At 70.8% G+C, this 22,931-nt stretch carries 25 protein-coding genes and 1 tRNA gene; 14 read left to right on the top strand and 12 right to left on the bottom strand.

The features are described 5' to 3' along the window. Positions 1–59: 59 nt before the first annotated feature. Together RI211_RS11555 and RI211_RS11560 are read left to right on the top strand one after the other, a co-directional pair. Complete coding sequence (locus RI211_RS11555; protein ID WP_315637997.1) at positions 60–239, top strand: hypothetical protein; 180 nt, start codon at positions 60–62, stop codon at positions 237–239. A gap of 10 nt (positions 240–249) precedes the next feature. Then, positions 250–522 (top strand): hypothetical protein, encoded by a 273-nt coding sequence (locus RI211_RS11560; RefSeq protein ID WP_315637996.1) that lies wholly within the window; start codon positions 250–252, stop codon positions 520–522. A gap of 24 nt (positions 523–546) precedes the next feature. Here RI211_RS11560 and RI211_RS11565 read toward each other — a convergent pair whose 3' ends face one another. Genes RI211_RS11565 through RI211_RS11580 form a run of 4 tightly spaced genes read right to left on the bottom strand, consistent with a single transcriptional unit; the run spans position 547 to position 3,854 of the window. Then, complete coding sequence (locus RI211_RS11565) at positions 547–843, bottom strand: DUF7882 family protein (protein WP_187661902.1); 297 nt, start codon at positions 841–843, stop codon at positions 547–549. 40 nt (positions 844–883) lie between these two features. After that, positions 884–1,822, bottom strand: coding sequence for a type II secretion system F family protein (locus tag RI211_RS11570; protein ID WP_315637995.1), 939 nt, complete (start codon positions 1,820–1,822; stop codon positions 884–886). Further along, entirely contained in the window at positions 1,819–2,676 is an 858-nt protein-coding gene (locus RI211_RS11575) for a type II secretion system F family protein (RefSeq protein WP_259954194.1), read from the bottom strand. Before RI211_RS11575 ends, RI211_RS11570 begins: the two co-directional genes overlap by 4 nt. Beyond that, positions 2,673–3,854, bottom strand: coding sequence for a TadA family conjugal transfer-associated ATPase (locus RI211_RS11580; RefSeq protein ID WP_315637994.1), 1,182 nt, complete (start codon positions 3,852–3,854; stop codon positions 2,673–2,675). Before RI211_RS11580 ends, RI211_RS11575 begins: the two co-directional genes overlap by 4 nt. 101 nt (positions 3,855–3,955) lie before the next feature. Between RI211_RS11580 and RI211_RS11585 the strand changes: the two genes are divergently transcribed. The 6 genes from RI211_RS11585 to RI211_RS11610 all read left to right on the top strand — a co-directional run bounded on the left by RI211_RS11585 (position 3,956) and on the right by RI211_RS11610 (position 7,654). Further along, positions 3,956–4,348: a hypothetical protein gene (locus RI211_RS11585; protein WP_315637993.1), complete on the top strand. Its 393-nt coding sequence runs from the start codon at positions 3,956–3,958 to the stop codon at positions 4,346–4,348. Between the two features lie 94 nt (positions 4,349–4,442). Next, the gene (locus RI211_RS11590) at positions 4,443–5,240 is read left to right on the top strand and encodes a glycosyltransferase family 2 protein (protein ID WP_315637992.1); all 798 of its coding nucleotides are present in this window, start codon (positions 4,443–4,445) and stop codon (positions 5,238–5,240) included. After that, positions 5,237–6,082 carry an endonuclease/exonuclease/phosphatase family protein gene (locus tag RI211_RS11595; protein WP_315637991.1) on the top strand — a complete coding sequence of 282 codons (846 nt, stop codon included), beginning with the start codon at positions 5,237–5,239 and terminating at the stop codon, positions 6,080–6,082. Before RI211_RS11590 ends, RI211_RS11595 begins: the two co-directional genes overlap by 4 nt. After that, positions 6,079–6,714: a DUF2238 domain-containing protein gene (locus RI211_RS11600; protein WP_315637990.1), complete on the top strand. Its 636-nt coding sequence runs from the start codon at positions 6,079–6,081 to the stop codon at positions 6,712–6,714. Before RI211_RS11595 ends, RI211_RS11600 begins: the two co-directional genes overlap by 4 nt. 14 nt (positions 6,715–6,728) lie before the next feature. Next, positions 6,729–6,811, top strand: a tRNA-Leu gene (locus RI211_RS11605). Positions 6,812–6,889: 78 nt separating this feature from the next. Then, on the top strand, positions 6,890–7,654 hold the full coding sequence (locus RI211_RS11610; RefSeq protein WP_315637989.1) for a DedA family protein: 765 nt from the start codon (positions 6,890–6,892) through the stop codon (positions 7,652–7,654). A gap of 12 nt (positions 7,655–7,666) precedes the next feature. On the opposite strand, the gene ku is transcribed toward RI211_RS11610, so the two are convergent. Next, positions 7,667–8,479 carry a non-homologous end joining protein Ku gene (gene ku, locus RI211_RS11615; RefSeq protein ID WP_187661912.1) on the bottom strand — a complete coding sequence of 271 codons (813 nt, stop codon included), beginning with the start codon at positions 8,477–8,479 and terminating at the stop codon, positions 7,667–7,669. Between the two features lie 57 nt (positions 8,480–8,536). Here ku and ligD point away from each other — a divergent pair, with 57 nt between their 5' ends. Beyond that, positions 8,537–10,522 carry a non-homologous end-joining DNA ligase gene (gene ligD / locus RI211_RS11620; protein ID WP_315637988.1) on the top strand — a complete coding sequence of 662 codons (1,986 nt, stop codon included), beginning with the start codon at positions 8,537–8,539 and terminating at the stop codon, positions 10,520–10,522. A 9-nt stretch (positions 10,523–10,531) separates the two neighbouring features. Here the strand turns inward: ligD and RI211_RS11625 are convergent, their stop codons facing one another. The 4 genes from RI211_RS11625 to murI all read right to left on the bottom strand — a co-directional run bounded on the left by RI211_RS11625 (position 10,532) and on the right by murI (position 13,756). Beyond that, a complete protein-coding gene (locus RI211_RS11625; RefSeq protein ID WP_025105315.1) occupies positions 10,532–11,452 on the bottom strand; it encodes a cation diffusion facilitator family transporter in 921 nt (306 codons plus the stop codon). Between the two features lie 100 nt (positions 11,453–11,552). Next, positions 11,553–12,146, bottom strand: coding sequence for an RdgB/HAM1 family non-canonical purine NTP pyrophosphatase (gene rdgB / locus RI211_RS11630; protein ID WP_315637987.1), 594 nt, complete (start codon positions 12,144–12,146; stop codon positions 11,553–11,555). A 2-nt stretch (positions 12,147–12,148) separates the two neighbouring features. Next, on the bottom strand, positions 12,149–12,886 hold the full coding sequence (rph, locus tag RI211_RS11635; protein ID WP_259954222.1) for a ribonuclease PH: 738 nt from the start codon (positions 12,884–12,886) through the stop codon (positions 12,149–12,151). 33 nt (positions 12,887–12,919) lie between these two features. Continuing rightward, the gene (gene murI, locus RI211_RS11640; RefSeq protein ID WP_187661916.1) at positions 12,920–13,756 is read right to left on the bottom strand and encodes a glutamate racemase; all 837 of its coding nucleotides are present in this window, start codon (positions 13,754–13,756) and stop codon (positions 12,920–12,922) included. A gap of 62 nt (positions 13,757–13,818) precedes the next feature. Between murI and RI211_RS11645 the strand changes: the two genes are divergently transcribed. Next, the gene (locus tag RI211_RS11645) at positions 13,819–15,144 is read left to right on the top strand and encodes a nicotinate phosphoribosyltransferase (protein ID WP_315637986.1); all 1,326 of its coding nucleotides are present in this window, start codon (positions 13,819–13,821) and stop codon (positions 15,142–15,144) included. Between the two features lie 21 nt (positions 15,145–15,165). Here RI211_RS11645 and RI211_RS11650 read toward each other — a convergent pair whose 3' ends face one another. The 3 genes from RI211_RS11650 to RI211_RS11660 are packed head-to-tail and all read right to left on the bottom strand — an operon-like array spanning position 15,166 to position 19,002. Beyond that, positions 15,166–15,432 carry a DUF3039 domain-containing protein gene (locus RI211_RS11650; protein ID WP_060923586.1) on the bottom strand — a complete coding sequence of 89 codons (267 nt, stop codon included), beginning with the start codon at positions 15,430–15,432 and terminating at the stop codon, positions 15,166–15,168. A gap of 40 nt (positions 15,433–15,472) precedes the next feature. Then, a complete protein-coding gene (locus RI211_RS11655) occupies positions 15,473–17,038 on the bottom strand; it encodes a phosphatidylglycerol lysyltransferase domain-containing protein (protein WP_187661918.1) in 1,566 nt (521 codons plus the stop codon). Beyond that, positions 17,014–19,002 (bottom strand): ABC transporter ATP-binding protein, encoded by a 1,989-nt coding sequence (locus tag RI211_RS11660; protein ID WP_315637985.1) that lies wholly within the window; start codon positions 19,000–19,002, stop codon positions 17,014–17,016. The genes RI211_RS11655 and RI211_RS11660 overlap by 25 nt, the downstream gene beginning before the upstream one ends. Before the next feature lie 247 nt (positions 19,003–19,249). Between RI211_RS11660 and RI211_RS11665 the strand changes: the two genes are divergently transcribed. The 4 genes from RI211_RS11665 to RI211_RS11680 all read left to right on the top strand — a co-directional run bounded on the left by RI211_RS11665 (position 19,250) and on the right by RI211_RS11680 (position 22,927). Then, positions 19,250–19,942: a phosphocholine cytidylyltransferase family protein gene (locus RI211_RS11665; RefSeq protein ID WP_315637984.1), complete on the top strand. Its 693-nt coding sequence runs from the start codon at positions 19,250–19,252 to the stop codon at positions 19,940–19,942. A 79-nt stretch (positions 19,943–20,021) separates the two neighbouring features. Further along, positions 20,022–21,011 carry a hypothetical protein gene (locus RI211_RS11670; RefSeq protein WP_315637983.1) on the top strand — a complete coding sequence of 330 codons (990 nt, stop codon included), beginning with the start codon at positions 20,022–20,024 and terminating at the stop codon, positions 21,009–21,011. An 87-nt stretch (positions 21,012–21,098) separates the two neighbouring features. After that, the gene (locus tag RI211_RS11675; RefSeq protein ID WP_370428473.1) at positions 21,099–22,688 is read left to right on the top strand and encodes an acyl-CoA carboxylase subunit beta; all 1,590 of its coding nucleotides are present in this window, start codon (positions 21,099–21,101) and stop codon (positions 22,686–22,688) included. Further along, positions 22,685–22,927, top strand: coding sequence for an acyl-CoA carboxylase subunit epsilon (locus tag RI211_RS11680; RefSeq protein ID WP_187661921.1), 243 nt, complete (start codon positions 22,685–22,687; stop codon positions 22,925–22,927). The genes RI211_RS11675 and RI211_RS11680 overlap by 4 nt, the downstream gene beginning before the upstream one ends. Positions 22,928–22,931 lie beyond the last annotated feature (4 nt).

The following is a 22,931-nucleotide window of genomic DNA, read 5'->3' on the forward strand; positions in this document are numbered from 1 at the left end:
CGGGCGGACTGCGTCACTGCCTATCGGAAACCGCCGAGAACGCAATAGGCTCCTGCCTCATGGAGCCCAACCCCCTGCTGCCGTCGATTCCGGTGCTGATCGCGATCGTCGTCGGCGTGGTGGTCCTCGTCGCCGTCATCGTCATCGTCATCGGCGCGCGGAGGGCGAAGCGGCGAGACCCTGTACTCCCGTCACGCGAATCGCACAACCCCGGGTCCGGTCGTCCCGACGAGGGATAGCCTGTCACGCATGCGCCCTGGACCTGACGATGAGATGCGGGCCAGAGTCGAGATCGACGGGCTCACCTATCCCCTGCCTCGCGGCACCGATGTCGCCGCCCTCCGAGAGAGGATCGAGGCCGCCGCGCGCGCTGAACCCACCTTCGTCTCGTTCGCCACGTCGGACGGCCTGGCGAGCGTGCTCGTCCACCCGACCTCGCGGGTTTTCCTCTTCCAGGTCAAGGCCTCCGACGAGGGGAGCCTCGCCGCAGACCTCGGCGGACTGCCGGATTGGGACGTCTGAGCGCCGCGGAGAGCCGCCGTGGGATCAGGAGGTGAACTCGTCGATGACGAGCTCACCGCGGGCGTTCAGCCGCTCCATCATGTGACTGACCCGGGCCGGATCGATCGCCGGCGGCGGCTCGGCGTCGAACTCGAGCACCAGCGGGATCGCCGGGTGCATCCACGCGGACAGTCGGCCAGGGCTCTTCTTCCCCGACGGCCACGTCATCATGAAGCTCTCCTGGCGACGGAGCTTCGTGGAGATCACGATCTTCAGATGCGCCAGCACGGTGTCGTCGACCTCGATCGGCGGACGAGAGCTGTTGTACTCGAGACTTCCCATAGACAAAAGGTAAGCCCCCACGGCTTCCCCCGACGACCACTCATCCGATGCCGAGCCGCAGGATGAACAGGCCCGGGTAGATCGCGAACACGACGGACAACGGCAGGATGAGGAAGACCAACGGCAGGAGCATGAAGATCTCCTTCCGTCCGGCCTGCTCGATGAGCGTGCGCTTGGCCTCCTCCCTGGTGTCATCGGCCTGCGCGCGCAGCACCGCGGCGAGGGGTGCGCCGTGCTCGAGCGCGGCGACGATCTGGTCCGCGGCTCGGGTCAGCCCCGGAAGCTCCAGCCGACCCGCCATGGCGGCCAGCGCGTCGGCGAGGGACGACCCCGTCCCGACCTCCACGATCACGCGACGCAGCTCGACCGTGAGCTCCCCCGACCCCACGCCGGCCACGCGCTTCACGGCGTCGAGGAAGCCCTCGCCCGCAGAGAGGCAGAGGGCCAGGAACTCCAGGGTCGTCGGCAACTCCTCGGTGAGGCGCACCTTCCGTGCCCGCACCCGCGCCGAGAGTCGCATGTCGTAGCCGACGGCGCCCGCCGCTCCCGCCAGGAGCGGGATGGCACCGACGGGAACGGACCACCGACCGATCAGCACGAGGACGATGACGGCGAGCGCTCCGCAGACGAGCGCGACCACACCTGAGGCGAGCTGGCGTCCACGGAAGGCGACGGGATCGAGGGGCGAGCCCGCCTGCGTGAGTCGTCGTCGGAGTCCCTCGCTCCCGCCGAGGACGCGGTCGATCATCTCCCCACCGAGGGTTCCCAGGCGGAATCCACCGGCAGGCAACGCGCCGGCCCGGGGAAGAGCCTCCCGCGGCAGCACGTCATCGTCGACGACGTCGCGGATGTACGGCGCGATCCGTGAAGCGAGGGACGCAGCGCGCCACCGCGGCAGGCCGGAGAGAAGCGCCAGGACCCCCGCCGCGAAGCCGCCGCCGAGCAGCACGGCCACGGCCAGCGCGGAGAGCCCGCTCACCCGAACCACCGACGGGGCTCGGGCAGCCGACCGATCCGGATCATGAGGCGGAACGCGACGACCGACACGACCGCGCCCACGACGATCACGACGATGCCCTCCGGTGTGCTGTACGCCTTCGCCCCCTCCGGACGGAGGATCAGGAGGGTGAGGATGACCCACGGCGCCACGGCTCCGAGGACGGCGGCTCCCCGGATCCACGACTGCCGCGCCTCGACCTCGCCGCGGAGCGCCGCGTCAGCACGGACGGATGAGGACAACGCCCGCAGCACGCCGATGAGCTCGGTGCCGCCGACCTGCCGCGCCATCCGCAGCGTCTCGATGATCCGATCCCCGAGCGGATCGGCGAGGACGACCTTCAACCGGTCGAGACTCGCGTCGAACCGTCCGCTGCTCCGCAGGTCTCGGGCGAACACGCCGAATGCGGGGCGGAGCGCCGGGGGCGCCGACTCGGCGAGGGTGGCCACCGCATCCGGAAGCGACAGGCCGACGCGGATCGCGGCGATCAGCAGGTCACAGACATCGGGCCAGAGTTGCCGGCGCAGACGCCGCAGCCGCAGTCGTCGGCCGCGCAGGTAGGCGATCGGCGCAGTCCCGCCGGCGATCCCGGCGAGGACCGCGAGCGCGGCACTCGCCGTGACGAGCCAGACGAGGGACGCCGCACCGAGGGCGGCGCCGGCGATGCCGATCACGAGGGAGCGGGTCTGCAGGGACGGGAACCCCGCCTCACCCGCCAGACGCACCAGGCGTCCGCGGTGCGGCGTGGAGGTGGAGCGCTCTCCCGTCGGCCACAGCCATGGCGACAGGGTCAGGAGCACGCCGGCCGCAAGCGTCGCGCCGAGGAGGATCGTCATGCGAGGACCCCCGAACCGACCGAGGTCGACCGCGGCGGCCGGTGTGCGGCGGCGCCGAAGACCGGAGTGCTGAGCACCCGTCCCTGGACCACTTCACCCGTCGGGGCGACGATCTCCTCGACGTATCGTCGGCCTGCCGCATCCCGCGCACAGTGGACGACGAGATCGACCGACGACGCGATCGCCGGAGCGACGAAGCCGCGGTCGATGTTCCGCCCGGCGAGGAGCGGCAGCAGGCACAGCTTGTCGAGCGCCTCCGCAGCGGAGTTGGCGTGGACAGTGCAGGCGCCGGGGACGCCGGTGTTGAGTGCCAGCATGAGGTCGAGGGCCTCCGCATCGCGCACCTCTCCCACCACGAGGCGATCCGGTCGCATCCGCAAGGCTTCCTTCACCAATCGTCGCAGCGTGATCTCACCCGTGCCTTCGAGGCTGGGCTGGCGCCCCTGCAGCGCGACCACATCAGGACCGTCCACCGCGAGCTCGAATGTCTCCTCGACCGTGATGATGCGCTGGTCCGCCGCGCAGGCGGCCAGCAACGCCCCGAGCATGGTCGTCTTTCCCGCATGGGTCGCCCCGGACACGATCACGGACGCACCTGCCCGCATCGCCTCACCCAGGGCATGCGCGGCATCAGGAGTCAGCGCGCCCTGCGCCGTCAGCGCGTCGAGCGAGCGGTGCCCGGGAAGGAACTTGCGGATGTTGACCACCCACGACCCGCGGACGACATCGGCGATCGCCACGTGCAGCCGCGAACCGTCCGGCAGCGAGGCATCGACGAACGGCTGCCCTATGTCCACGCGCCGCCCCGTCGCCTGCAGCATCCGCTCCACCAGATCCCGCACGGTCGCCTCGTCGAGCCGTAGCGCCGTCCTCTCCGCGATGCCACCCCGCGCCGTATGCACGGCCCCGTCTCCGTTGATCCACACCTCCTCGATGCCGGGGTCGTCGAGCAGGGGCTGCAGAGCGCCGAATCCACTCACCGCCGCGAGCACGTCCCGCACGCACGCCGCCTCGTCCTCAACGAGCACGCCGCCCCGCGCGAGAGCCCGATCGTCGTGGCGCCGCACCTCCGCCCTTGTAACCTCCCGCGCCCGCTCTGGGTCGATCGCCGGATCCACACCCTCGGTCCGCAGCCGACGCCGAACGAGGTCGGCGATGATCGACGCGGGCTGCTCCATCCCTGCATCCTCGCAACGATCAGCTCCCGGCCCGCGGAGTTATCCACACCCCGTGCGCGGCCTCCGAACGGAGGCGGTCCGGCACCCGATACGGTGCAGGCATGAAGCGGTTCACTGTCTCGTTCGGGCTCCTCGGCGTTCTCCTCCTGTCCGGCTGCACCAATGGTCCCGATCTCCTGCAGTGCCAGAGCGTGGCCGCCGTCGACACGGAGTTCGAGGCCTTCTTCGACCAGGACACGGTGGGCGGCACGCCGAGCCCGGAGCAGACCGAGCGCCTGAAGGAGCTCGCCGACGAGTACGCCGATCTCGACGTCGACGGCGAGGTGCAGGAAGCAGCGACGGCGGTGAGCGACGACCTGCGCGCGCTCTACGACTACCGCGTCGGCGTCCAGAACGGCGACACCGCGGACCCCGACCGCGAGCAGGCACTCCGCCGGACTGCGATCGACACGTTCGTCGAGGGGCAGGCCGTCTGCATCGATGGCTCGTCCTGACGCCGCCGTAGCGAGCCGCCGGCCCCGGTGTCAACCGGTACGTCGCCCGTCGTCGCGCTCCCTAGGCTGAGGAGCAGACCTGCGAGGAGACGACGTGCACCGCGCCACACCGGCCGCCCCCGAACCGACCCTGAGCGTGGTCATCCCGGTCAAGGACGATGCGGCGGAACTGCGGCGGTGCCTCCGCGCCCTCGCCCGGCAGACACTCCCGCCCGACGAGATCATCGTCGTGGACAACGCCTCGACCGACGATTCGGCCGCGGTGGCCGCCCGGCACGGCGCGCGGGTCGTGCGGTGCGACACCCCGGGCATCCCCGCGGCGAGCGCGACCGGCTACGACGCGGCGACGGGCGACGTGATCCTGCGGCTCGACGCTGACGGGGTACCGGGGCCGCGGTGGGTCGAGACGATGGCGACCGCGTGCACACGCGATCCGCGGGTCGGCGCCTGGACGGGCGGGGCGCACTTCGTCGACGGCCCCCGGTTCCTGCGGAGGCCCCTCGCGGCGGCCTACCTCCTTTCCTACGTCGTCGTGTGCGGCTCCGCCCTGGGCCACGCGCCGCTGTTCGGATCGAATCTCGCCCTGCGCCGCTCGGCCTGGCTCTCCGTCCGGGACCGGGTGCACCGCGATGACGCCGAGCTCCACGACGACCTCGACCTCGCCTTCCATGTCGGCGAGCGCCACCGCATCCGCTGGCTCCTGCACACCGACATGGGCATCTCCATGCGCCCGTTCGGCAGCGGACGCTCCTTCGCCCGCCGCTCCTGGATCGGCGCTCGCACCGTCCTCGTGCACTGGCCCGAGGACTTCCCTCCGGTGCGCTGGGTGCGGCTCGCGCTGCGCCGGGTGCTGCACCGCCTCGGAGTCCCCGCGCCGGGAGCCCGCCGATGACCGCGCCGCTCCTCGGATCGCCGTCCACCACCGAGCTGCACGTCATGACCCTCAACATCCGCCGCGACCTCGGCGCGCTCGCCTGGCCGCCCGCCGACCGCTGGTCGGTTCGACGTCCCCGGCTCACCGCGCTCCTCCGCGCGGAGCGGCCGGACATCCTCGGCGTACAGGAGGCCCTGCCCGCGCAGGCTGCCGAGGTCTCCGCCGCGCTCGGCCCGTCGTTCCACCGCGTCGGCCACGGCCGCCTCGCCGGACCCCGCAGCGAGGGTTGTCCGCTCTTCTACGACGCCGACCGACTGGAACTGGGCGGCTGGCGACAGGTCGCGCTCTCCCGCACCCCCGACCGCCCCGGTTCCCGCTCCTGGCTGAGCGTCTCCCCGCGGGTGGTGGTGGAGGCGTCCTTCCGCGACCGCCGCACCGGCGCCGCCCTCACCGTGCTCAACACCCACCTCGACGCGTTCTCGCCGTGGGCCCGGCTCCGTCAAGCGCAGGCGGTGCACGATGTCGCCGCCGCAGCGGAGAGCCCCGTCGTCCTCCTCGGGGATTTCAACGCCGCCGCCGGCACGGCACCGTGGCGCGCCCTCGAAGCCGACGACGTCCTCCGCGACTCGTGGACGGCGGCCGTCTCCCGCCGCACACCGGCCTGGCGCACATTCGCCGGCTACCGTCCGCCCCGGCGCGGACGGCGCATCGACGGCATCCTCACCTCCCCCGCGCTGCCCGTGCGCCGGGCGGGCACCAACGCCCGGCAGTATGGAGGGGGCTGGCCGTCGGATCATCTCCCCGTGCAGGCCCTGATCGACCTCGCCCCCGCCGTCATCCCACCCGAGGAGACCGCATGAAGGAGGACTTCCTCCGCCCACCGCACTCCATCGCGGAGTACGGTGCCGACGCCGTTCGGGTGATCGGCGTCCTCAGCGTCCTCGTCGCGGCGATCTGGTCGACCCCGACCGACGCGGGCATCCTCGCACTCGCCCTCCCCGCCCTCATGCTCCCCCGCGTCCTCGGCATGCGCGGCGGCATCGATCTCGCCATCGGCCTGATCGTTCTCGTCGCCGCCGCGAGCAACGTGTTCGACCTGTACCGCACGCTCACCGGGTGGGACCTCGTCGTGCACTTCGTCTGCACGGGAGCCCTCGCCGCCACCGGCTACCTCGTGCTCTCCCGCCTCGACATCGTCACGGCGCAGGAGTCCACGGCGTTCCGCGCCCGCATCCCCCTCGTGCTCTGCACCGTGATCGGGCTCGCGGCGAGCGCCCTGTGGGAGATGATCGAGTGGGCGGGCCGCACCTTCGTCACCGACGAGATCTTCGTCACCTACGAAGACACCATCGGCGACATGGCCATGGGAGGACTCGGGGCTCTTGCGGCCGGAGTCCTCGTCGCCGTCGTCCGGGCTGGAGCGTCGCCGCTCGGCGTGACGGCGCGGAACTGCGGGACGATCCCCAGGGTCGAACGGGGCGCGGGTCAGTAGACTGAAGCCACCGCGCGGGAGTGGTGGAATTGGCAGACACGCAGGATTTAGGTTCCTGTGCCCCCAGGGCGTGTGGGTTCAAGTCCCACCTTCCGCACGACGGGTGCTTCGGCGCCCGCATCGCTCCACCGCCGACACCTCACGACCGACGGGAATCCCGCCAGTGCTCGAAAGCATGCTGCACGTCCCTACCGCGCTCATCCCGTGGCTCGATCCGCAGACGATCATCGGGGCGGCGGGTCCGTGGGCGCTCCTCGTGGTCTGCTTCATCATCTTCGCCGAGACGGGTCTGCTGGTCGGCTTCCTCCTCCCCGGTGACACTCTGCTCATCATCGCGGGCCTGCTGACCCACACGAGCAACGTCTTCGGCGTGAACATCTGGGTCGTCTCGCTCCTCATCGCGCTCTCCGCGTTCATCGGCGGCGAGGTCGGCTACGTCATCGGCCACAAGGGTGGTCCTGCCGTGTTCGAACGCAAGGAGTCCGGCCTCTTCAGCCGCAAGAACGTCGAGCGCACCAACGCGTTCTTCGAGCGCTTCGGCGGCCTCACCGTGATCCTCGCGCGCTTCGTGCCGATCGTGCGCACGTTCGCCCCGGTCGCGGCGGGTGTTGGCCACATGCCGTGGCGGCGCTACTCGCTCTACAACTTCATCGGGGCGATGATCTGGGGCTTCGGACTCACGATGGTCGGCTACCTCATCGCCTACATCCCGTGGATCCGCCACCTCGTCGTCGAGTACATCGACATCATCCTGCTCATCGCCGTCGGCGGCACCGCGCTCGTCACCCTGTGGCATTACTTCTCCGAGCGCCACAAGGCCAAGAAGGCCGCGGCCGCAGGAGAGGACGTCGTGACCGATCACGAGGAGGCCGAGGAGCTCGTCCTCGACGCCGACGTGTTCGATCGCGCCCCCGACCTGGACGGCGACGGGAAGCACTGACCCGGCCGCGGATCAGCCCGCGTTCTTGGAGCGCTTCTCCTTGGAGCGGGCGACGCTGGCGCGCAGCGCCTCCATCAGGTCGATGACCTCGCCGCCGTCGGCCGCCTTCTCGGCATCGCCGCCGAAAGTCTCCGCCACGTCGAACGTCTCCCCGGCCTCGATCTTCGCGTCGATGAGGGTACGGAGCTCCTTCTGGTACTCGTCGACGAACTCCTCGGGGTCGAAGTCGGCCGAGTAGCTGTCCACGAGCGACGAGGACAACTCCAGCTCCTTCTTCGAGATCCGCACGTCCTCGTCGAGCGACGGGAACTCCGCCTCTCGGACCTCGTCCGACCAGAGCAGTGTCTGCAGCACGAGGACCTTGCCCCGCACGCGCAGCGCGGCGAGCCGTGTCTTCTGACGCAGCGTGAACCGCACGATCGCGGTGCGGTCGGTCTGCTCGAGGGTCTTGCGCAGCAGCACGTACGCCTTGGGAGACTTCGAGTCCGGCTCCAGGTAGTACGGCTTGTCGAGGGTGAGCGGATCGACCTGGTCGGAGGGCACGAACTCCACGACATCGATCTCGCGGCTCTTCTCCGCCGGCAGCGCCGCGAGGTCGTCCTTGGTGAGCACGACGGTCTGCCCGTCGTCGACGTAGGCGCGATCGATGTCGGAGTAGGCCACCGTCTCGCCGCACACCTCGCACGTGCGCTGGTAGCGGATGCGACCGCCGTCCTTCTCATGCACCTGATGCAGCGGCACATCGTGGTCCTCGGTCGCCGAGTACACCTTGACCGGCACGTTCACCAGCCCGAACGTCAGGGCGCCCTTCCAGATCGTCCTCATCACACCAGTAGACACCAGCCACACCCGTCACGACCACCCCTTGACTACGCTGGCTCCATGGTGGGAGAGGCGCAGGTCGTGCAGGTCGATGGCCGACGGCTGCGGGTGACCAACCTCGACAAGGTCGTCTACCCGGAGACGGGCACGACCAAGGGCGAGGTCATCGCCTACTACACCACCATCGCTCCGCTCCTCCTCCCGCTCCTCGACGGCCGCCCGGTCACCCGCAAGCGCTGGGTCGAGGGGGTCGGCACCGCCGCCGCTCCCGAGGACTCCTTCTTCACGAAGCAGCTCGAGCCCGGCGCCCCGGACTGGATCCCCCGACAGGACATCCAGCACTCCGACGGCCCCAAGGCGTACCCACTGGTGGAGGACGTGCCCACGCTCGTCTGGCTCGCGCAGGTCGCGGCGATCGAGCTGCACGTGCCGCAGTGGCGGTTCACCCCGGAGGGGCTTCCCGGCCGTCCCGACCGTCTCGTGCTCGATCTCGACCCCGGACCCGGCGCCGACCTCGCGCAGTGCGCCGAGGTCGCCCGGATCGCTCGGACGCTCCTCACCGGGATGGGGCTCGACCCTCTGCCCGTGACCAGCGGCAGCAAGGGCATCCACCTCTACGCGGCCCTGCCCGGCGAGCAGACCAGCGACGAGGTCTCCGCCGTGGTCAAAGAGCTGGCGCGCATCATCGAGAACGAGCACCCGGACCTCGCCACGAGCGTCATGTCAAAGGCCGTGCGCGGGGGCAAGGTGTTCCTCGACTGGAGCCAGAACAACGGCAAGAAGACGACGATCTCCCCGTACTCCCTGCGGGGGCGCGCCCGCCCCGGCGTCGCGGCGCCGCGCACCTGGGAGGAGCTCGACGACCCGGACCTCGCTCACCTGGAGCTGGACGAGGTGCTCGCGCGCGCCGCCGCCGGATTCGATCCGCTCTCGTCCCTCCGCCCCGACACTCCTGCTCTGCCGGCGAACGCGCACGCCGCGACACCGGCTCGAGCTCCCGCGATCCGGGCGGCGGCGCCCTCCCCCGCCCGTCGCGGCCGGCCGCTCGCCGAGCAGACGGCGTCCCCCACCGGGACCACTCTCCCGTCCCTCGCGCCGATGCTCGCCGAGAACGGCACCCCCGCGATCGCCCGAAGCCTCAGCTCGCCGTCGTGGGTGGAGGTGAAGTGGGACGGCATCCGTGCGATCGGCACCTGGCGCGACGGGCACATGTCGCTGCACGCCCGTCGCGGCACCGACATCACCGCGCGCTATCCCGAGCTGACGGCCGACGGTGCCCCGTTCCTCCCGGTCGACGAGGCGATCGTCGACGGGGAGATCGTCGCCTTCGACAGCGCCGCCCGGCCGAGCTTCTCCCTGCTGCAGAACCGCATGCACCTCACCCGACCCCGGGAGATCGAGCGCGAGGTGGTGCGCACACCGGTCGTGTACATGCTGTTCGACCTGCTCCGTCTCGACGGCCACGATCTCACCGGGATGCCGCTCCGCGAGCGCCGCACTCTGCTCGGCGACATCGTGGCGGGGGTCGACGCGCCCATCCAGGTCCCTCCCGTCTTCGACGACGTGGACGCGGCGCTGGCCGCCAGCGAGGAGTTCGGGCTGGAAGGCGTCGTCGTGAAGGATCCCGCCTCCCGGTACCGTGCCGGCCAGCGCTCCCCGTCCTGGCTCAAGCTCAAGAACACCCGCATGCAGGAGGTGGTGATCGTCGGCATCCGCCCGGGGAAGGGCGAGCGCGAGGGCACTCTCGGCTCTCTCCTCCTCGCGATCCCGGAGGGTGGCGACCTCCGCTACATCGGCCGGGTGGGCACCGGCTTCACGGACCGCATCCTCCGCGACCTCCTGGCCCGCATGGAGCCGCTGCGGGTGCCAGGCGCACCGCTCGACGGCGTCCCCCGCCCGGACGCCTCGGACGCCCTGTGGGTGCGCCCCGAACTCGTGGGCGAGGTGGAGTTCGCGAACTGGACGCCGGACGGCATCCTCCGGCACGCCCGCTGGCGAGGTCTGCGCCCGGACAAGACCGTCGACGAGATCACCGTCGAGGCGTGAGCGGCTCCCTCAGGCGTGGTGCGGTTCGCAGTCGCTCTGCTCGGCCGGTTCGATCTGGAACGTGGAGTGCGCGACATCGAAGTGATCCGCGAGGCACGCCTGCATCTCCGACAGCAGCGCCGCCGAGCGGCCGTCCGCCAGCAGGTCCGGGCGCACGCTGACGTGCGCGGTGAAGACGGGGGCTCCGCGGGTGAGCTGCCACACGTGCACATCGTGGACCCCGACGACGCCGTCATAGCCGAGCAGGTGGGTGCGGATCTCCCCGACGGCCATGCCCTTCGGCGCCGATTCGGCGAGGACGGAGAACACCTCCTTGAGCAGGACGAATGCCCGGGGGATGATCATCGCCGCGATGAACAGCGAGGCGAGGGCGTCGGCCGGCATCCAGCCCGTCACGAGGATCACACCGGCGGCGATGATGACCATCAGCGAGCCGAGCAAGTCACCCATCACCTCGAGGTAGGCGCCGCGCACGTTGAGGTTCGTCCGCTGGGCCCGGCTGAGCAGCCACATCGACACCGCGTTCGCGACGAGGCCAACGACGGCGACGACGAGCATCAGCCCGCCCGCGACCTCGACCTCGGAGGGGTTCAGCAGCCGCTGCACGCCCTGCACGGCGACGACCGTGGCGAGGGCGATGAGGATGACCGCGTTGATGAGCGCGCCGAAGACCTCGGCCCGCTGATAGCCGAACGTCCGGCGGTCGTCCGCGGGGCGCGCCGCCACGGTCGCGGCGATCAGTGCGATCACGAGCGCCGAGGCGTCCGTGAACATGTGCGCAGCGTCCGCGAGCAGCGCCAGCGAGCCGGTGAGGAGGGCGCCGACGACCTGCACGATCATCACGGTGGCCGTGAGGGTCAGGGAGATCGCGAGCAGGCGGCGGCTGCTCGCCGAACGGAGACCGCCGGGCGCGGGCGCGTGATCGTGCATGCCCCCAGGCTAGCCCGGCGACGGGTGCAGGGAGGCCGTTCCTGGCTAGTCGGGAACAGTAACGATTCTCACCGTCAGCAGGGGTTCTTCTCTTCGACGATCAGAGCGCGACGAGCAGCGGCACGAGCGCCGTGAAGGCGCGGGCGCGATGCGACTGCGCCTGCTTCTCCTCCGCCGTGAACTCCCCCACGGTGCGCTCCGCGCCGGCCGGCTGACCGTCCGGGATGAAGACCGGGTCGTAGCCGAAGCCCCCGGCTCCGGAGGCTTCGTGGGCGAGGCGTCCTGGCCAGATCCCCTCCACGACGTGCTCGCGACCGTCCGGGAGGACGAGCGCGATGGTCGAGGTGAAGTGCGCGGAGCGATGAGGGTCGGCGATGTCGCGCAGCTGATCGAGCAGCAGCTCCAGGTTCGCCGCGGCGTCCTTCTTCTGACCGGCCCAGTACGCCGAGAACACTCCGGGCGACCCGCCCAGCACGTCCACGCAGATGCCGGAGTCGTCGGCGAGCGCCGCGAGGCCGGTGTGTGCGGCGGCCGCTCGCGCCTTGAGGAGCGCGTTCTCAGCGAACGTCACGCCGTCCTCGACCGGCTCGGGGCCGTCGTAGCCGACGACCTCCAGGTCGGGCCGTGTCTGCTGCACGATCTGCTGGAACTCCGCCACCTTGTGCGGGTTGTGGGTCGCGAGGACGACGCGCATGCTCAGGCTCCTGCCAGCGCGGCGAGCTGCCGGTCCTTCAGGTCCGCGCAGCCGGCGACGCCGAGGTCGAGGAGCGCGTCGAGCTCACGCTTGTCGAACGGGGCCCCCTCGGCCGTGCCCTGCACCTCGACGAACAGGCCGCGGCCGGTCACGACGACGTTCATGTCGGTCTCGGCGCGGACATCCTCGACGTAGGCGAGGTCGAGCATCGGCTCCCCGTCCACGATGCCGACGGACACCGCGGAGACGGAGTCGAGCAGCGGCGTCGAGTTCTTGCCGATGAACTTCTTCTCCCGGCCCCACTCGATCGCGTCGGCCAGGGCGACATAGGCGCCGGTGATCGCCGCGGTGCGGGTGCCACCGTCGGCCTGGAGCACGTCGCAGTCGATGACGATGGTGTTCTCGCCGAGCGCCTTGGTGTCGACGACGGCGCGCAGCGCGCGGCCGATGAGTCGGGAGATCTCGTGCGTCCGACCGCCGATGCGGCCCTTCACGCTCTCCCGGTCGTTGCGGCTGTTCGTCGCTCGCGGGAGCATCGCATACTCGGCCGTGACCCAGCCCTTGCCCTTGCCGGTGAGCCACCGGGGCACGCCGTTCGTGAACGAGGCGGTGCACAGCACCTTCGTGCCGCCGAAGCTGATGAGGGCCGACCCCTCGGCCTGCGCGCTCCAGCCGCGCTCGATGGTGATCTCGCGCAGCTGCGAGGTGGAACGGCCGTCGGCGCGGACGATGTCGGTCATGAGCTTCTCTCGGTCGGGGATGGAGCGACGGGCTCAGCGCGCGTCGAGGGCGGAATCGGGAAGCGTGATGACGCCGGTCTGGACGAGCTGCACGTCGCGCACCTCGCGGCCCATGAGGCGGTTGGCGAGCGCCGTGAAGTCGTCGGCGGAGTCGCCCGTGGCCTCGTAGACGTAGGTGGCGGTGGCATCGGCCGGCGCCAGCAGATCGCCGCGGACGAGCTGGCGGTAGACGTCGCCCGCGGTCTCGTCGTCGCTGGAGACCAGTGTCACGCCCTCCCCCATGACGTAGCTGATGGCGCCGCGGAGGAACGGATAGTGCGTGCACCCGAGGACGAGCGTGTCCACGTCGGCCTCGCGCAGTGGCGCGAGGTACTCCTCGGCGACGGCCAGCACCTCGGGGGTGCCGGTGACACCGGCCTCGACGAACTCGACGAACCGGGGGCACGCGGCGGTGAACACCTGCAGGCGCTCGTTCACCTCGAGCATGTCCTGGTAGGCCCGCGAACCGATCGTGCCGACCGTGCCGATCACACCGACACGGCCGTTCCTCGTGGTCGACACCGCGCGGCGCACGGCGGGGCCGATCACCTCGACCACCGGCACGTCGTAGCGCTCGCGTGCGTCGCGCAGCATCGCCGCCGACGCCGTGTTGCAGGCGATGACCAGCATCTTCACGCCCTGGTCGACCAGGGTGTCGAGCACCTCGAGCGCATAGCGCCGGACGTCGGCGATGGGCTTGGGGCCGTACGGCGAGTGGGCGGTGTCACCGATGTAGACGAACGATTCGCGGGGCAGCTGGGCGCGGATGGCCCTGGCCACCGTGAGCCCGCCGACACCGGAGTCGAAGATCCCGATGGGCGCGTCGTTCATGACTCCCCAGCCTACCCGCGTGCGCGCCGCCTCGTGCATCACGGCCTCACTAAGCTGAGCGCATGACCACGTCGACGGCGCTGCTCACCGACCGTTACGAGCTCACGATGCTCGCCGCCTCGCTCCGGGACGGCACCGCCTCCCGCCCGAGTGTCTTCGAGCTCTTCTCCCGACGCCTGTCCGGCGGACGCCGCTTCGGCGTCGTCGCCGGAACCGGACGACTGCTCGGCCTGCTGCGCGACTTCCGTTTCGGCGACGACGAGCTGCGCTTCCTCCGCGACGAGCGGGTCGTCGACGCCGACACCCTCGCCTCCCTCGAGCGCTATCGCTTCACCGGCACGATCCGGGGTTACCGCGAGGGCGAGCTCTACTTCCCCGGGTCGCCCATCCTCACGGTCGAGGGATCGTTCGCGGACGCCGTCGTCCTGGAGACGCTCGCCCTGAGCGTCCTCAACCACGACTCCGCGGTCGCCACGGCCGCGGCCCGCATGAGCATCGCCGCCGGCGAGCGTCCTCTCGCCGAGATGGGCTCCCGGCGGGCAGCCGAGCGCTCCGCTGTCGCCGCAGCACGGGCGGCGTACATCGCCGGGTTCAGCGCCACGAGCAACCTCGAGGCCGGCCGCGCCTGGGGAATCCCGACCATGGGCACCGCTGCGCACTCGTGGACGCTGCTGCACGACAGCGAGGAGGACGCCTTCCGTGCTCAAGTCGAGAGCATGGGCGTGGACACGACGCTCCTCGTCGACACCTACGACATCCGCACCGGCGTCGAGACGGCGATCCGGGTGGCCGGGACCGGGCTCGGCGGCGTCCGCATCGACTCCGGTGACCTGCCGACCGTCGCCGCCGAGGTCCGAGCGCAACTGGACGAGCTCGGCGCCACCGAGACCCGCATCACGGTCACGAGCGACCTCGACGAGTACGCGATCGCCGCGCTGGCGGCCTCCCCCGTGGACGCGTACGGCGTCGGCACCTCCGTCGTGACCGGTTCCGGATACCCCACGGCGAGCATGGTCTACAAGCTCGTCGCCCGGCAGGACGCCGACGGCTCGTGGGTCGGGGTCGCCAAGGCGTCCGCGGACAAGGCGTCGTTCGGTGGCCGCAAGGCGGCGTTCCGTACGCTCAGCGACGGGGTCGCCGCGGCGGAGACGGTCGTCGTCTCGGACGGGTTCGAGGCGCTGGACACGCCTGCCGAGCACCCGGACGGCCGACCGCTCCAGGTCACCCTCGTCGAGGGCGGAGAGATCGAGACCGCCTTCGAGGGCGCCGCAGGGACGGCAGCCGCCCGCGCGCATCACCTGCGTGTCCGTGAAGAGCTGCCGGTGCGTGCGTTGGCACTCAGCAAGTCCGATCCGGCGATCCCGACGGTCTACGTCGAGGCGGACTGAAGCGGGGCCGAGCGACGGCGGTCAGCCGACCATCGACTCGTAGATCTCCTTGCACGTCGGGCAGATCGGGAACTTCTCCGGATCACGGCCCGGCGTCCACTTCTTGCCGCAGAGCGCGCGGACGGGCTTGCCTGTGATCGCCGACTCGAGGATCTTGTCCTTCTTGACGTAGTGCGAGAAGCGCTCGTGGTCGCCCGGTTCGATGTTCTCCTCGCGGAGGAGCTCTTCCAGTTCGCGATCAAGCGTTGCCACGCCGCCCTGATCGGGGCTGTCCAGCGGAGTACTCATCCCGCGATTCTAGCCGCGTCTCCGCCTCGGCGGGGCGGTCTCACGCGGTCTCGACGAACTCCATCAGACGTTCGCCGCTGTGCTCGAAGATGCGTCCGCCGATCACGGCTCCTCCGATGAAGGCGACGATGCCGGTGGCGATGCCGACCCAGAAAGCCGCCGGCGCGAAGCCCGGATCGGCGACGATGCTCGCACCGAACAGCCAGATGGTGGGCACGCTCAGGACGATCGCACCGAGGAACGCCGCCGCCGGGCCGTAGATCCCTCGGGAGGTCGGGCGCTGCGGCTGCTGGAACGGGCTGTCCCCCGGACGGGAGACCGCGTACGGCGCCACCACCGACACCACGCTGGAGATGCCGAGGGCGGAGAACAGCAGGCTCGCACCGAGGCCGACGAGCGGGAGGAGAAGACTCCAGCGCCCGGCCAGCAGGAGCGAGAGCGGTACGGCGATCGCCAGCACCGGCACGGCGACCAGGAGCACCGGCACCAGGCGTCCGAGACGGTCCGGAACCCCGCGGACACCGCTCGCGACGTGCGTCCAGAGGGCCGTCGAGTCGTAGGCGACGTCGTTGTGGGGCAGCCATCCGAAGAAGAGGGCCATGACGGGCACGGGGACGAGGGCGGCGATCTCGACCGGCACGCCCGCGACGATCAGCGGGAACACCGTCAGCACGCCCGCCACGGGCACGACGATGATGTTCATGATGTACCGGCGGTCGCGCAGCCAGTACACGAGGCTTCGCGACGCGATGGCGCCGAAGGCGTTGGAGGGCAGCAGGCCGAACCAGCCGAGTCCGCTGCGCTCGCGCGCCGCCACCGGACGCTCGGTCGTCGTCAGCAGGCGCCGTACGAACCAGGTCCAGGCGAACCACAGCAGCGCGAGGGTGACGGCAGCCACCAGTCCGCTTCCCCACGCCGCAGCCGTCTCGCCTTCGGCCGCCGCGAACATCGCCGCCGGCGAGGCGGCGAGCGGGGTGAAGCCGATCACCGAGGTCAGGGTCGCCAGTGACGCCGGCACCTCACCGTCCCAGCGGAGGGAGCCGAGGAACACGGCGACCGGGAACGCGATGACGATCAGGGCCAGGGCGAACAGCGCGGTGAGTTCCCGGGAACGACGCTCCGGGAGCAGGAGCGCATTGAGCGCCATCCCGACCCGGGAGAGGAGGATGGTCGACAGCAGCCCGATCACCGCCAGGAGGACGGCCGGCACCCACGGCGCGCCGGCGCGGATCGCGACGACCGTCACGCTGATGTAGACCGCGAGGAGCGCGAGACTCGGCACGCTGACCAGCGACGCGAGCGCCAGCACCCCTGGCATCTTCCGCTCGTCGACGCCGAACACCGCGAAGCGCCGCGGGTCGAGCTGATCGACGGCTCCCACGAGCAGCGGCCCCACGAGGAAGCCGAGCAGAAGGGCAGCGCCACCGAGCACCGTCACGGCCTGGGAGACCGGCACCGGCGCGTCGCCGAGGCTGAAGACCGCCACGCAGACCACCACGGTGACCGCGACGACCGCGCCGAAGGAGAGCAGGGTGCGCGCCCGGTGTTCCCCGCGCAGGGCGCCCAGGAGAAGCGCGAACCTCAGTCGGAGAACGTGTGCAGCCACTCGAGCCCCTCCACCTCTCCGCTGGAACCTGCGAGCTCCACGAAGCGCGATTCGAGCGTCTGTCCCGCGCGCACCTCGTCGATCGTGCCCTCGGCCAGCACCTCACCGTTGACGATGATGGCCACCCGGGAGCACACGCGCTCGACGAGATCCATCCCGTGGCTCGACAGGATCACCGTGCCGCCGTGCGAGACGTAGGCGCGGAGGATGTCGAGGATCACGGCGGAGGAGACCGGATCGACGGATTCGAACGGTTCGTCGAGAACGAGGACGCGCGGAGAGTGGATCATCGCGCCGGCGAGCATGATCTTCTTCGTCATGCCCGCGGAATAGTCCGACACGACCCGATTCAGGGCGTCGCCGAGGTCGAAGGCCCTGGCGAGGTCGCCGGTGCGCTTCTCGATGACGTCGGCGGAGAGCCCACGCAGCAGCCCGTAGTAATACAGCAGCTGTCGGCCGGTGAGCCGGTCGAAGGTGCGCAGCCGGTCGGGCAGGACGCCCATGACGCGCTTCGCCGCCAGGGGCTCGGCCGCCTGGTCGATGCCGCAGATGAGGACGCTGCCCTCGTCCGCGCGCAGGAGACCCGCGACGATCGAGAGGGTCGTGGTCTTGCCGGCGCCGTTGGGGCCGACGATGCCGTAGAAGGAGGCCGCGGGCACGGTGAGGTCGATGCCGTCGACCGCGCGGTTCTCGCCGAACTGCTTCACGAGACCGCGGATGCGGATCGCCTCGGTGGCGGGCTCGGCTGCCGCCGAGTCATCGGCCTCGGTCGGGGGCTCCTCGGCGATCACCGCTTCGACGACCTCGACGGTCTCCACCTCCGCGACGCGCCGGTCATCGGGCGCGGGCTCCTTGGTCACCGGCAGCGCGGTGTCCGACACCTCCACCACGGACTCCGCCGCAGCAGGCTCCTCGACCGGCGTCGCTTCCTCGGCGGTGTCTCGGGCCGGTGTCGCCGTCTCGACGGACGAGGTGCCGGCCTCGTCCGTCTCGACGGTCTCTGCGGCCACGGTCTGCGCCTGCACCGCGCCGGACTCCTCCGGCTGCGTCTCGGCCGTGCTCACCTCTGCGGCTGCGGACTCGACGGTCCCGACCTCAGCCGCCTGGGCCTCCGCGGCCTCGGCCTTCACGGCCTCGTCTTCGGCGGCCTTCGCTGCCTCGTCTTCGGCGGCCTTCGCCGCGGCCGCCTTCGCCGCGGCTGCCTTCGCCGCAGCGGTCTTGGCGGCGGTGGTCTTGGCCGTCGTCTTGGCCGCCGAGGCCTTCGCGGCAGCGGTCTTCGCCGCGGCGGCCTTGGCCGCAGCCGTCTTGGCCGCCGATGTGCTCGCCGCCTTCGTCGACGTCGCGGCCGGACGCTTCGAGCCGGTCGAGCGTGCAGCCGTGTTCTTCGCGGCAGCCGCGCGGGCGGCGGACGCCGTGCGAGCGCCTGCTGGAGCGGTCGCGGGATCGACACTCGCCGCGGGGGTGGGCTCGACCACGACCTCAGCCGTGGGCGCGGCCTTCTCGGCTGCCGCCTTGGTCGGTGCGGGCCTCGCCGTCCGCGCGGCGGTCGGCTTCTTCGCCGCGGCAGTCCTCGTCGAAGTGGAGGACTTCGCCGCGGTGGACTTCGCGGCCGTGGTCTTCGCGGCGGAGGGTGTGGCGGCCGTCGTCTTCGCAGCTGCCGACTTCGGAGCCGCGGTCTTCGCGGCCGTGGTCTTCGCCGCAGCAGACTTCGCCGCGGTGCTCTTCGCAGCCGTGGTCTTCGCCGCAGCAGACTTCGCCGCGGTGCTCTTCGCGGCCGCGGGCTTCTTCGCAGCCGGCTTGTCCGCTGCGGCCGTCTGCGCCTTGGCCGAGGCCGAGGTCGACTTCTTCGCGGCGGTGGACGCGGCAGGTCTCTTGGCGGCCGGTTTCCGAGCGGGCGCGGAGGCCTCGGTCGGAGTCTCGGCTCCCTCTGCCTGGGGGGTGGGGTCATCAGGGGAGGAAGTCACCGTCCTACGGTATCAACGGGTGGCTGAGAGCCAAGGCCCCACGCGACATTCCGCAACCGGATCCCTCCCCGGCGCTTTCCGCAAGGGGGTTGTCGTCCCTGTGCGTTGCGTGTGTACTCGATCACGAAATGGCAACGGGGCCCGCCTGGCCCCGGGGTTCTCAGGGGGAATCGCTAGCATGATCCCCGGCACGACGAAGTGTCTGGTCGGTGAACCGACCGTGAACACAACTTCCTTAGGAGTATTCGTGAGTCTTCAGACCGTCATCCTCGCAGCCGGCATGGGCTCTCGCCTCGGCCGCGCGCTGCCCAAGCCGCTCACCGAGCTCAACGACGGCCGCACGATCATGGGCCAGCAGCACGACAACATCCGCGCCGCTTTCGGCTCCGACGCACGCATCACCACGGTGGTGGGCTACCGCGCCGAGACCATCATCGAGGCCTTCCCCTCGGTGAACTACGTCCACAACGAGCGCTACGACGAGACGAACACGTCGAAGAGCCTGCTGCGCGCCCTGGGCGCCACCGGCAAGAGCGGCGTGCTGTGGATGAACGGCGATGTCGTCTTCGACCCGATGATCCTCGGCCGCGCCGCCGCATACATCGAGCGCGACCAGTCGTTCGTCACCGTCAACACCGCCAAGGTCAGCGATGAAGAGGTGAAGTACACCGTCACCGCGGAGGGCTTCATCAAGGAGCTGTCCAAGTCGGTCAAGGGCGGCCTGGGCGAGGCCGTCGGCATCAACTACATCTCGTCGGGCTTCAAGAAGGCGTTCATGCGCCAGCTGCAGCGCGTCGAGGACCAGGACTACTTCGAGCGCGGCCTCGAGCTGGCGATCGCCGAGGACGGCCTGCTGCTCGAGCCGATGGACGTCTCCGACCTGTACGCGGTCGAGGTCGACTTCGCAGAGGACCTGGAGCGCGCGAACCTCTTCGTGTGACGCTCCCCTCCGAGAGCCCCGTTCCGCCACGGACCGGGGCTCTCGGTGTTTTCGCGGACGGGCTCCATAGGATCGGCGCATGGCCCCCAAGGTGCACAAGATCCACTCCCTGCCGGACGACGCCCCGTGGGACAAGGCCGTACCCCCGGTCGGCTCCCCCGAGCACCCCATGATGGTGCGCGGGCTCGATCGGGTCCTGTCGATCCAGCGGCCGCTGGTGCTCGCCCACATCCGCAGCATCCGGCTCCGCAACCCCCACGCGACGCCCGACGAGATCATCCGGATCCTGGAGCGGCGCTACCTCGCGGCCGTCACGACGGGTGGGGCCGCGGTGGGGGCGACCGCCGTCGTGCCCGGCATCGGCACCGGGATCACGCTCGCGCTCTCCGGCGTCGAGACCGTGGGATTCGTGGAGTCCACGGCCCTCTTCGCGCAGTCGGTGGCCGAGGTGCACGGCATCGCGGTCGGCAACCCCGACCGCGCACGCGCTCTCGTCATGACGCTCATGCTCGGCAAGGAGGGCGTCGACCTCGTCGGCCAGCTCGCCCGGCAGGTGGCGGGGCGCGGGGGCAGCCGCTCGGCGTACTGGGGCGAGATGGTGACGAAGTCGCTGCCCCGCGCCGCGGTGGGACCCCTGGTGGACCAGCTCAAGGGGATGTTCGTGAAGCAGTTCGCGGCCAGGGGCGGTGCCTCGTTCATCGGCAAGGCGATGCCCTTCGGGATCGGCGCGGCCATCGGCGGGGCGGGCAACCACATCCTCGGCCGCCGGGTGCTCACCACGTCCCACCGCGCGTTCGGCGCCGCGCCGCTCACCCTCCCCGCCGAGCTGGAGCCCGTGCCCGGCGCCGAGAAGGTGGAGCTGCGGATGCTCCGGGGGGCGCGCTACGCCGGCACCGCCGTCGCGGGAGCCGCCGGCACCGTGGCGCGCGGAGCGGGGTGGGTCGGTCATCGGGTGGGTGAGATCGCCGGACGCCGGCGTGAGCATGCGGCGGACGAGATCGAGGCGGGCGATAGCGACGGCGACCACGATCTGCCGCCGCGCCCGGGTTCCGACGCGACCGGGACGTGAGGGGTCGCGCACCTCGCCAAAGGATCCGCCGGCCCGTTGTGCCGATCATCCAACAGACGGCGCGGACCCGACGCTAGGGTGGAATCCGTGACGGACAAGCCCGACCCCTTTACCACCGCCGGCAAGATCGCGGACCTGCGCGCTCGCTACACCGAGGCCGTCGTCGACGCCGAGGCGAAGGCGAAGGAGAAGCAGCACGCGAAGGGCAAGATGACCGCCCGCGAGCGCATCGAACTCCTCGTCGACCCCGGCAGCTTCGTCGAGTTCGACGAGTACGTGCGCCACCGCACCACCGCGTTCGGGATGGACCGCTCGCGCCCCTACGGCGACTCCGTCGTCACCGGCGTCGGCACCATCCACGGCCGCACCGTGGCGGTGTACTCGCAGGACTTCTCGACCTTCGGCGGGTCGCTCGGCGAGGTCGCCGGCGAGAAGATCGTCAAGGTCATGGAGTTCGCCCTGGCCGGCGGCATGCCCTGCATCGGCATCCTCGACTCCGGCGGGGCGCGCATCCAGGAGGGTGTGGTCGCGCTCGGCAAGTACGGCGAGATCTTCCGTCTGAACACCCGCGCCTCCGGCGTGATCCCGCAGATCTCGATCATCATGGGCCCGGCCGCCGGCGGCGCCGTCTACTCGCCCGCCCTCACCGACTTCGTCATCATGGTCGACAAGACCAGCCAGATGTTCGTCACCGGGCCCGACGTGATCAAGACGGTCACCGGCGAGGACGTCGGCATGGAAGAGCTCGGCGGCGCCTACACGCACAACACGCGCTCCGGTGTCGCCCACTACCTCGCGGAGGACGAGGACGACGCGATCGACTATGCCCGCACGCTCCTCGGATTCCTGCCGGACAACAACATGGCGGAGCTGCCGTCCTACGAGAGCGCGTTCGAGTTCGAGACGACCGACGCCGACCGCACGCTCAACACGCTCATCCCGGATTCCCCGAACCAGCCGTACGACATCCACACGGTGATCGAGCATGTCGTCGACGACGGCGACTTCCTCGAGGTGCAGCCGCTGTTCGCTCCCAACATCGTCATCGGCTTCGGCCGCATCGAGGGCCGCTCGGTCGGCATCATCGCCAACCAGCCGTCCCAGATGGCGGGCACGCTCAACATCGAGGCCGGCGAGAAGGCGAGCCGGTTCGTGCGGTTCTGCGACGCATTCTCGCTGCCGATCGTGACCCTCGTCGACGTGCCGGGATACCTGCCAGGCACCGACCAGGAGTGGACAGGCGTCATCCGCCGCGGCGCCAAGCTCCTCTACGCGTACGCGGAGGCCACCGTGCCGCTCGTGACGGTGATCCTGCGCAAGGCGTACGGCGGCGCGTACATCGTCATGGGGTCGAAGCAGCTCGGCGCCGACGTGAACCTCGCCTGGCCCACCGCGGAGATCGCCGTGATGGGCGGCCAGGGCGCCGTCAACATCCTCTATCGCGGCGAGATCCGCAAGGCGGAGGAAGCCGGCGAGGACGTGGCGGCGGTCCGCACGCGTCTGGCCAACGAGTACACCTACAACGTCGCCTCGCCCTTCCTCGCGGCCGAGCGCGGCGAGCTCGACGGCATCATCGAACCGGCGAACACACGCGTCGCGATCGCGAAGGCGCTGCGCGCGCTCCGCGGCAAGCGCGCAGAGCTGCCGCCGAAGAAGCACGGGAACATCCCGCTGTGAGCGCGCAGGAATCCGCCGTCGACGGGACGGCCCCCGCGCCGCTCCTTCTGGAGATCACGCGCGGCGCCGCCACGGAGGAGGAACTCGCGGCCCTCATCGCGGTGCTCGGCGACGCCTACGAGACCGAGCAGGCGGAGGCGACGGTCGAGGAGCCGCGGGTGTCGGCGTGGACGCGCACGCAGCGCCCGCTGCGCCGACCGCTGCGTCGCGACATCCCCTGGGGACGCTTCGCCGGCTGAATCG

Source organism: Microbacterium meiriae (assembly GCF_032364335.1).
Taxonomy (GTDB): Bacteria; Actinomycetota; Actinomycetes; order Actinomycetales; family Microbacteriaceae; genus Microbacterium; species Microbacterium meiriae.

What these genes read in the sequence shown, in the direction of transcription:
- RI211_RS11555 (WP_315637997.1), top strand. Translation starts at nt 60, where the DNA reads ATGGAGCCCAACCCCCTGCTGCCGTCGATTCCGGTGCTGATCGCGATC.
- RI211_RS11560 (WP_315637996.1), top strand. Translation starts at nt 250, where the DNA reads ATGCGCCCTGGACCTGACGATGAGATGCGGGCCAGAGTCGAGATCGAC.
- RI211_RS11565 (WP_187661902.1), bottom strand. Translation starts at nt 843, where the DNA reads ATGGGAAGTCTCGAGTACAACAGCTCTCGTCCGCCGATCGAGGTCGAC.
- RI211_RS11575 (WP_259954194.1), bottom strand. Translation starts at nt 2,676, where the DNA reads ATGACGATCCTCCTCGGCGCGACGCTTGCGGCCGGCGTGCTCCTGACC.
- RI211_RS11580 (WP_315637994.1), bottom strand. Translation starts at nt 3,854, where the DNA reads ATGGAGCAGCCCGCGTCGATCATCGCCGACCTCGTTCGGCGTCGGCTG.
- RI211_RS11585 (WP_315637993.1), top strand. Translation starts at nt 3,956, where the DNA reads ATGAAGCGGTTCACTGTCTCGTTCGGGCTCCTCGGCGTTCTCCTCCTG.
- RI211_RS11595 (WP_315637991.1), top strand. Translation starts at nt 5,237, where the DNA reads ATGACCGCGCCGCTCCTCGGATCGCCGTCCACCACCGAGCTGCACGTC.
- RI211_RS11600 (WP_315637990.1), top strand. Translation starts at nt 6,079, where the DNA reads ATGAAGGAGGACTTCCTCCGCCCACCGCACTCCATCGCGGAGTACGGT.
- RI211_RS11610 (WP_315637989.1), top strand. Translation starts at nt 6,890, where the DNA reads ATGCTGCACGTCCCTACCGCGCTCATCCCGTGGCTCGATCCGCAGACG.
- ku (WP_187661912.1), bottom strand. Translation starts at nt 8,479, where the DNA reads ATGAGGACGATCTGGAAGGGCGCCCTGACGTTCGGGCTGGTGAACGTG.
- ligD (WP_315637988.1), top strand. Translation starts at nt 8,537, where the DNA reads ATGGTGGGAGAGGCGCAGGTCGTGCAGGTCGATGGCCGACGGCTGCGG.
- RI211_RS11625 (WP_025105315.1), bottom strand. Translation starts at nt 11,452, where the DNA reads ATGCACGATCACGCGCCCGCGCCCGGCGGTCTCCGTTCGGCGAGCAGC.
- rdgB (WP_315637987.1), bottom strand. Translation starts at nt 12,146, where the DNA reads ATGCGCGTCGTCCTCGCGACCCACAACCCGCACAAGGTGGCGGAGTTC.
- rph (WP_259954222.1), bottom strand. Translation starts at nt 12,886, where the DNA reads ATGACCGACATCGTCCGCGCCGACGGCCGTTCCACCTCGCAGCTGCGC.
- murI (WP_187661916.1), bottom strand. Translation starts at nt 13,756, where the DNA reads ATGAACGACGCGCCCATCGGGATCTTCGACTCCGGTGTCGGCGGGCTC.
- RI211_RS11645 (WP_315637986.1), top strand. Translation starts at nt 13,819, where the DNA reads ATGACCACGTCGACGGCGCTGCTCACCGACCGTTACGAGCTCACGATG.
- RI211_RS11650 (WP_060923586.1), bottom strand. Translation starts at nt 15,432, where the DNA reads ATGAGTACTCCGCTGGACAGCCCCGATCAGGGCGGCGTGGCAACGCTT.
- RI211_RS11670 (WP_315637983.1), top strand. Translation starts at nt 20,022, where the DNA reads ATGGCCCCCAAGGTGCACAAGATCCACTCCCTGCCGGACGACGCCCCG.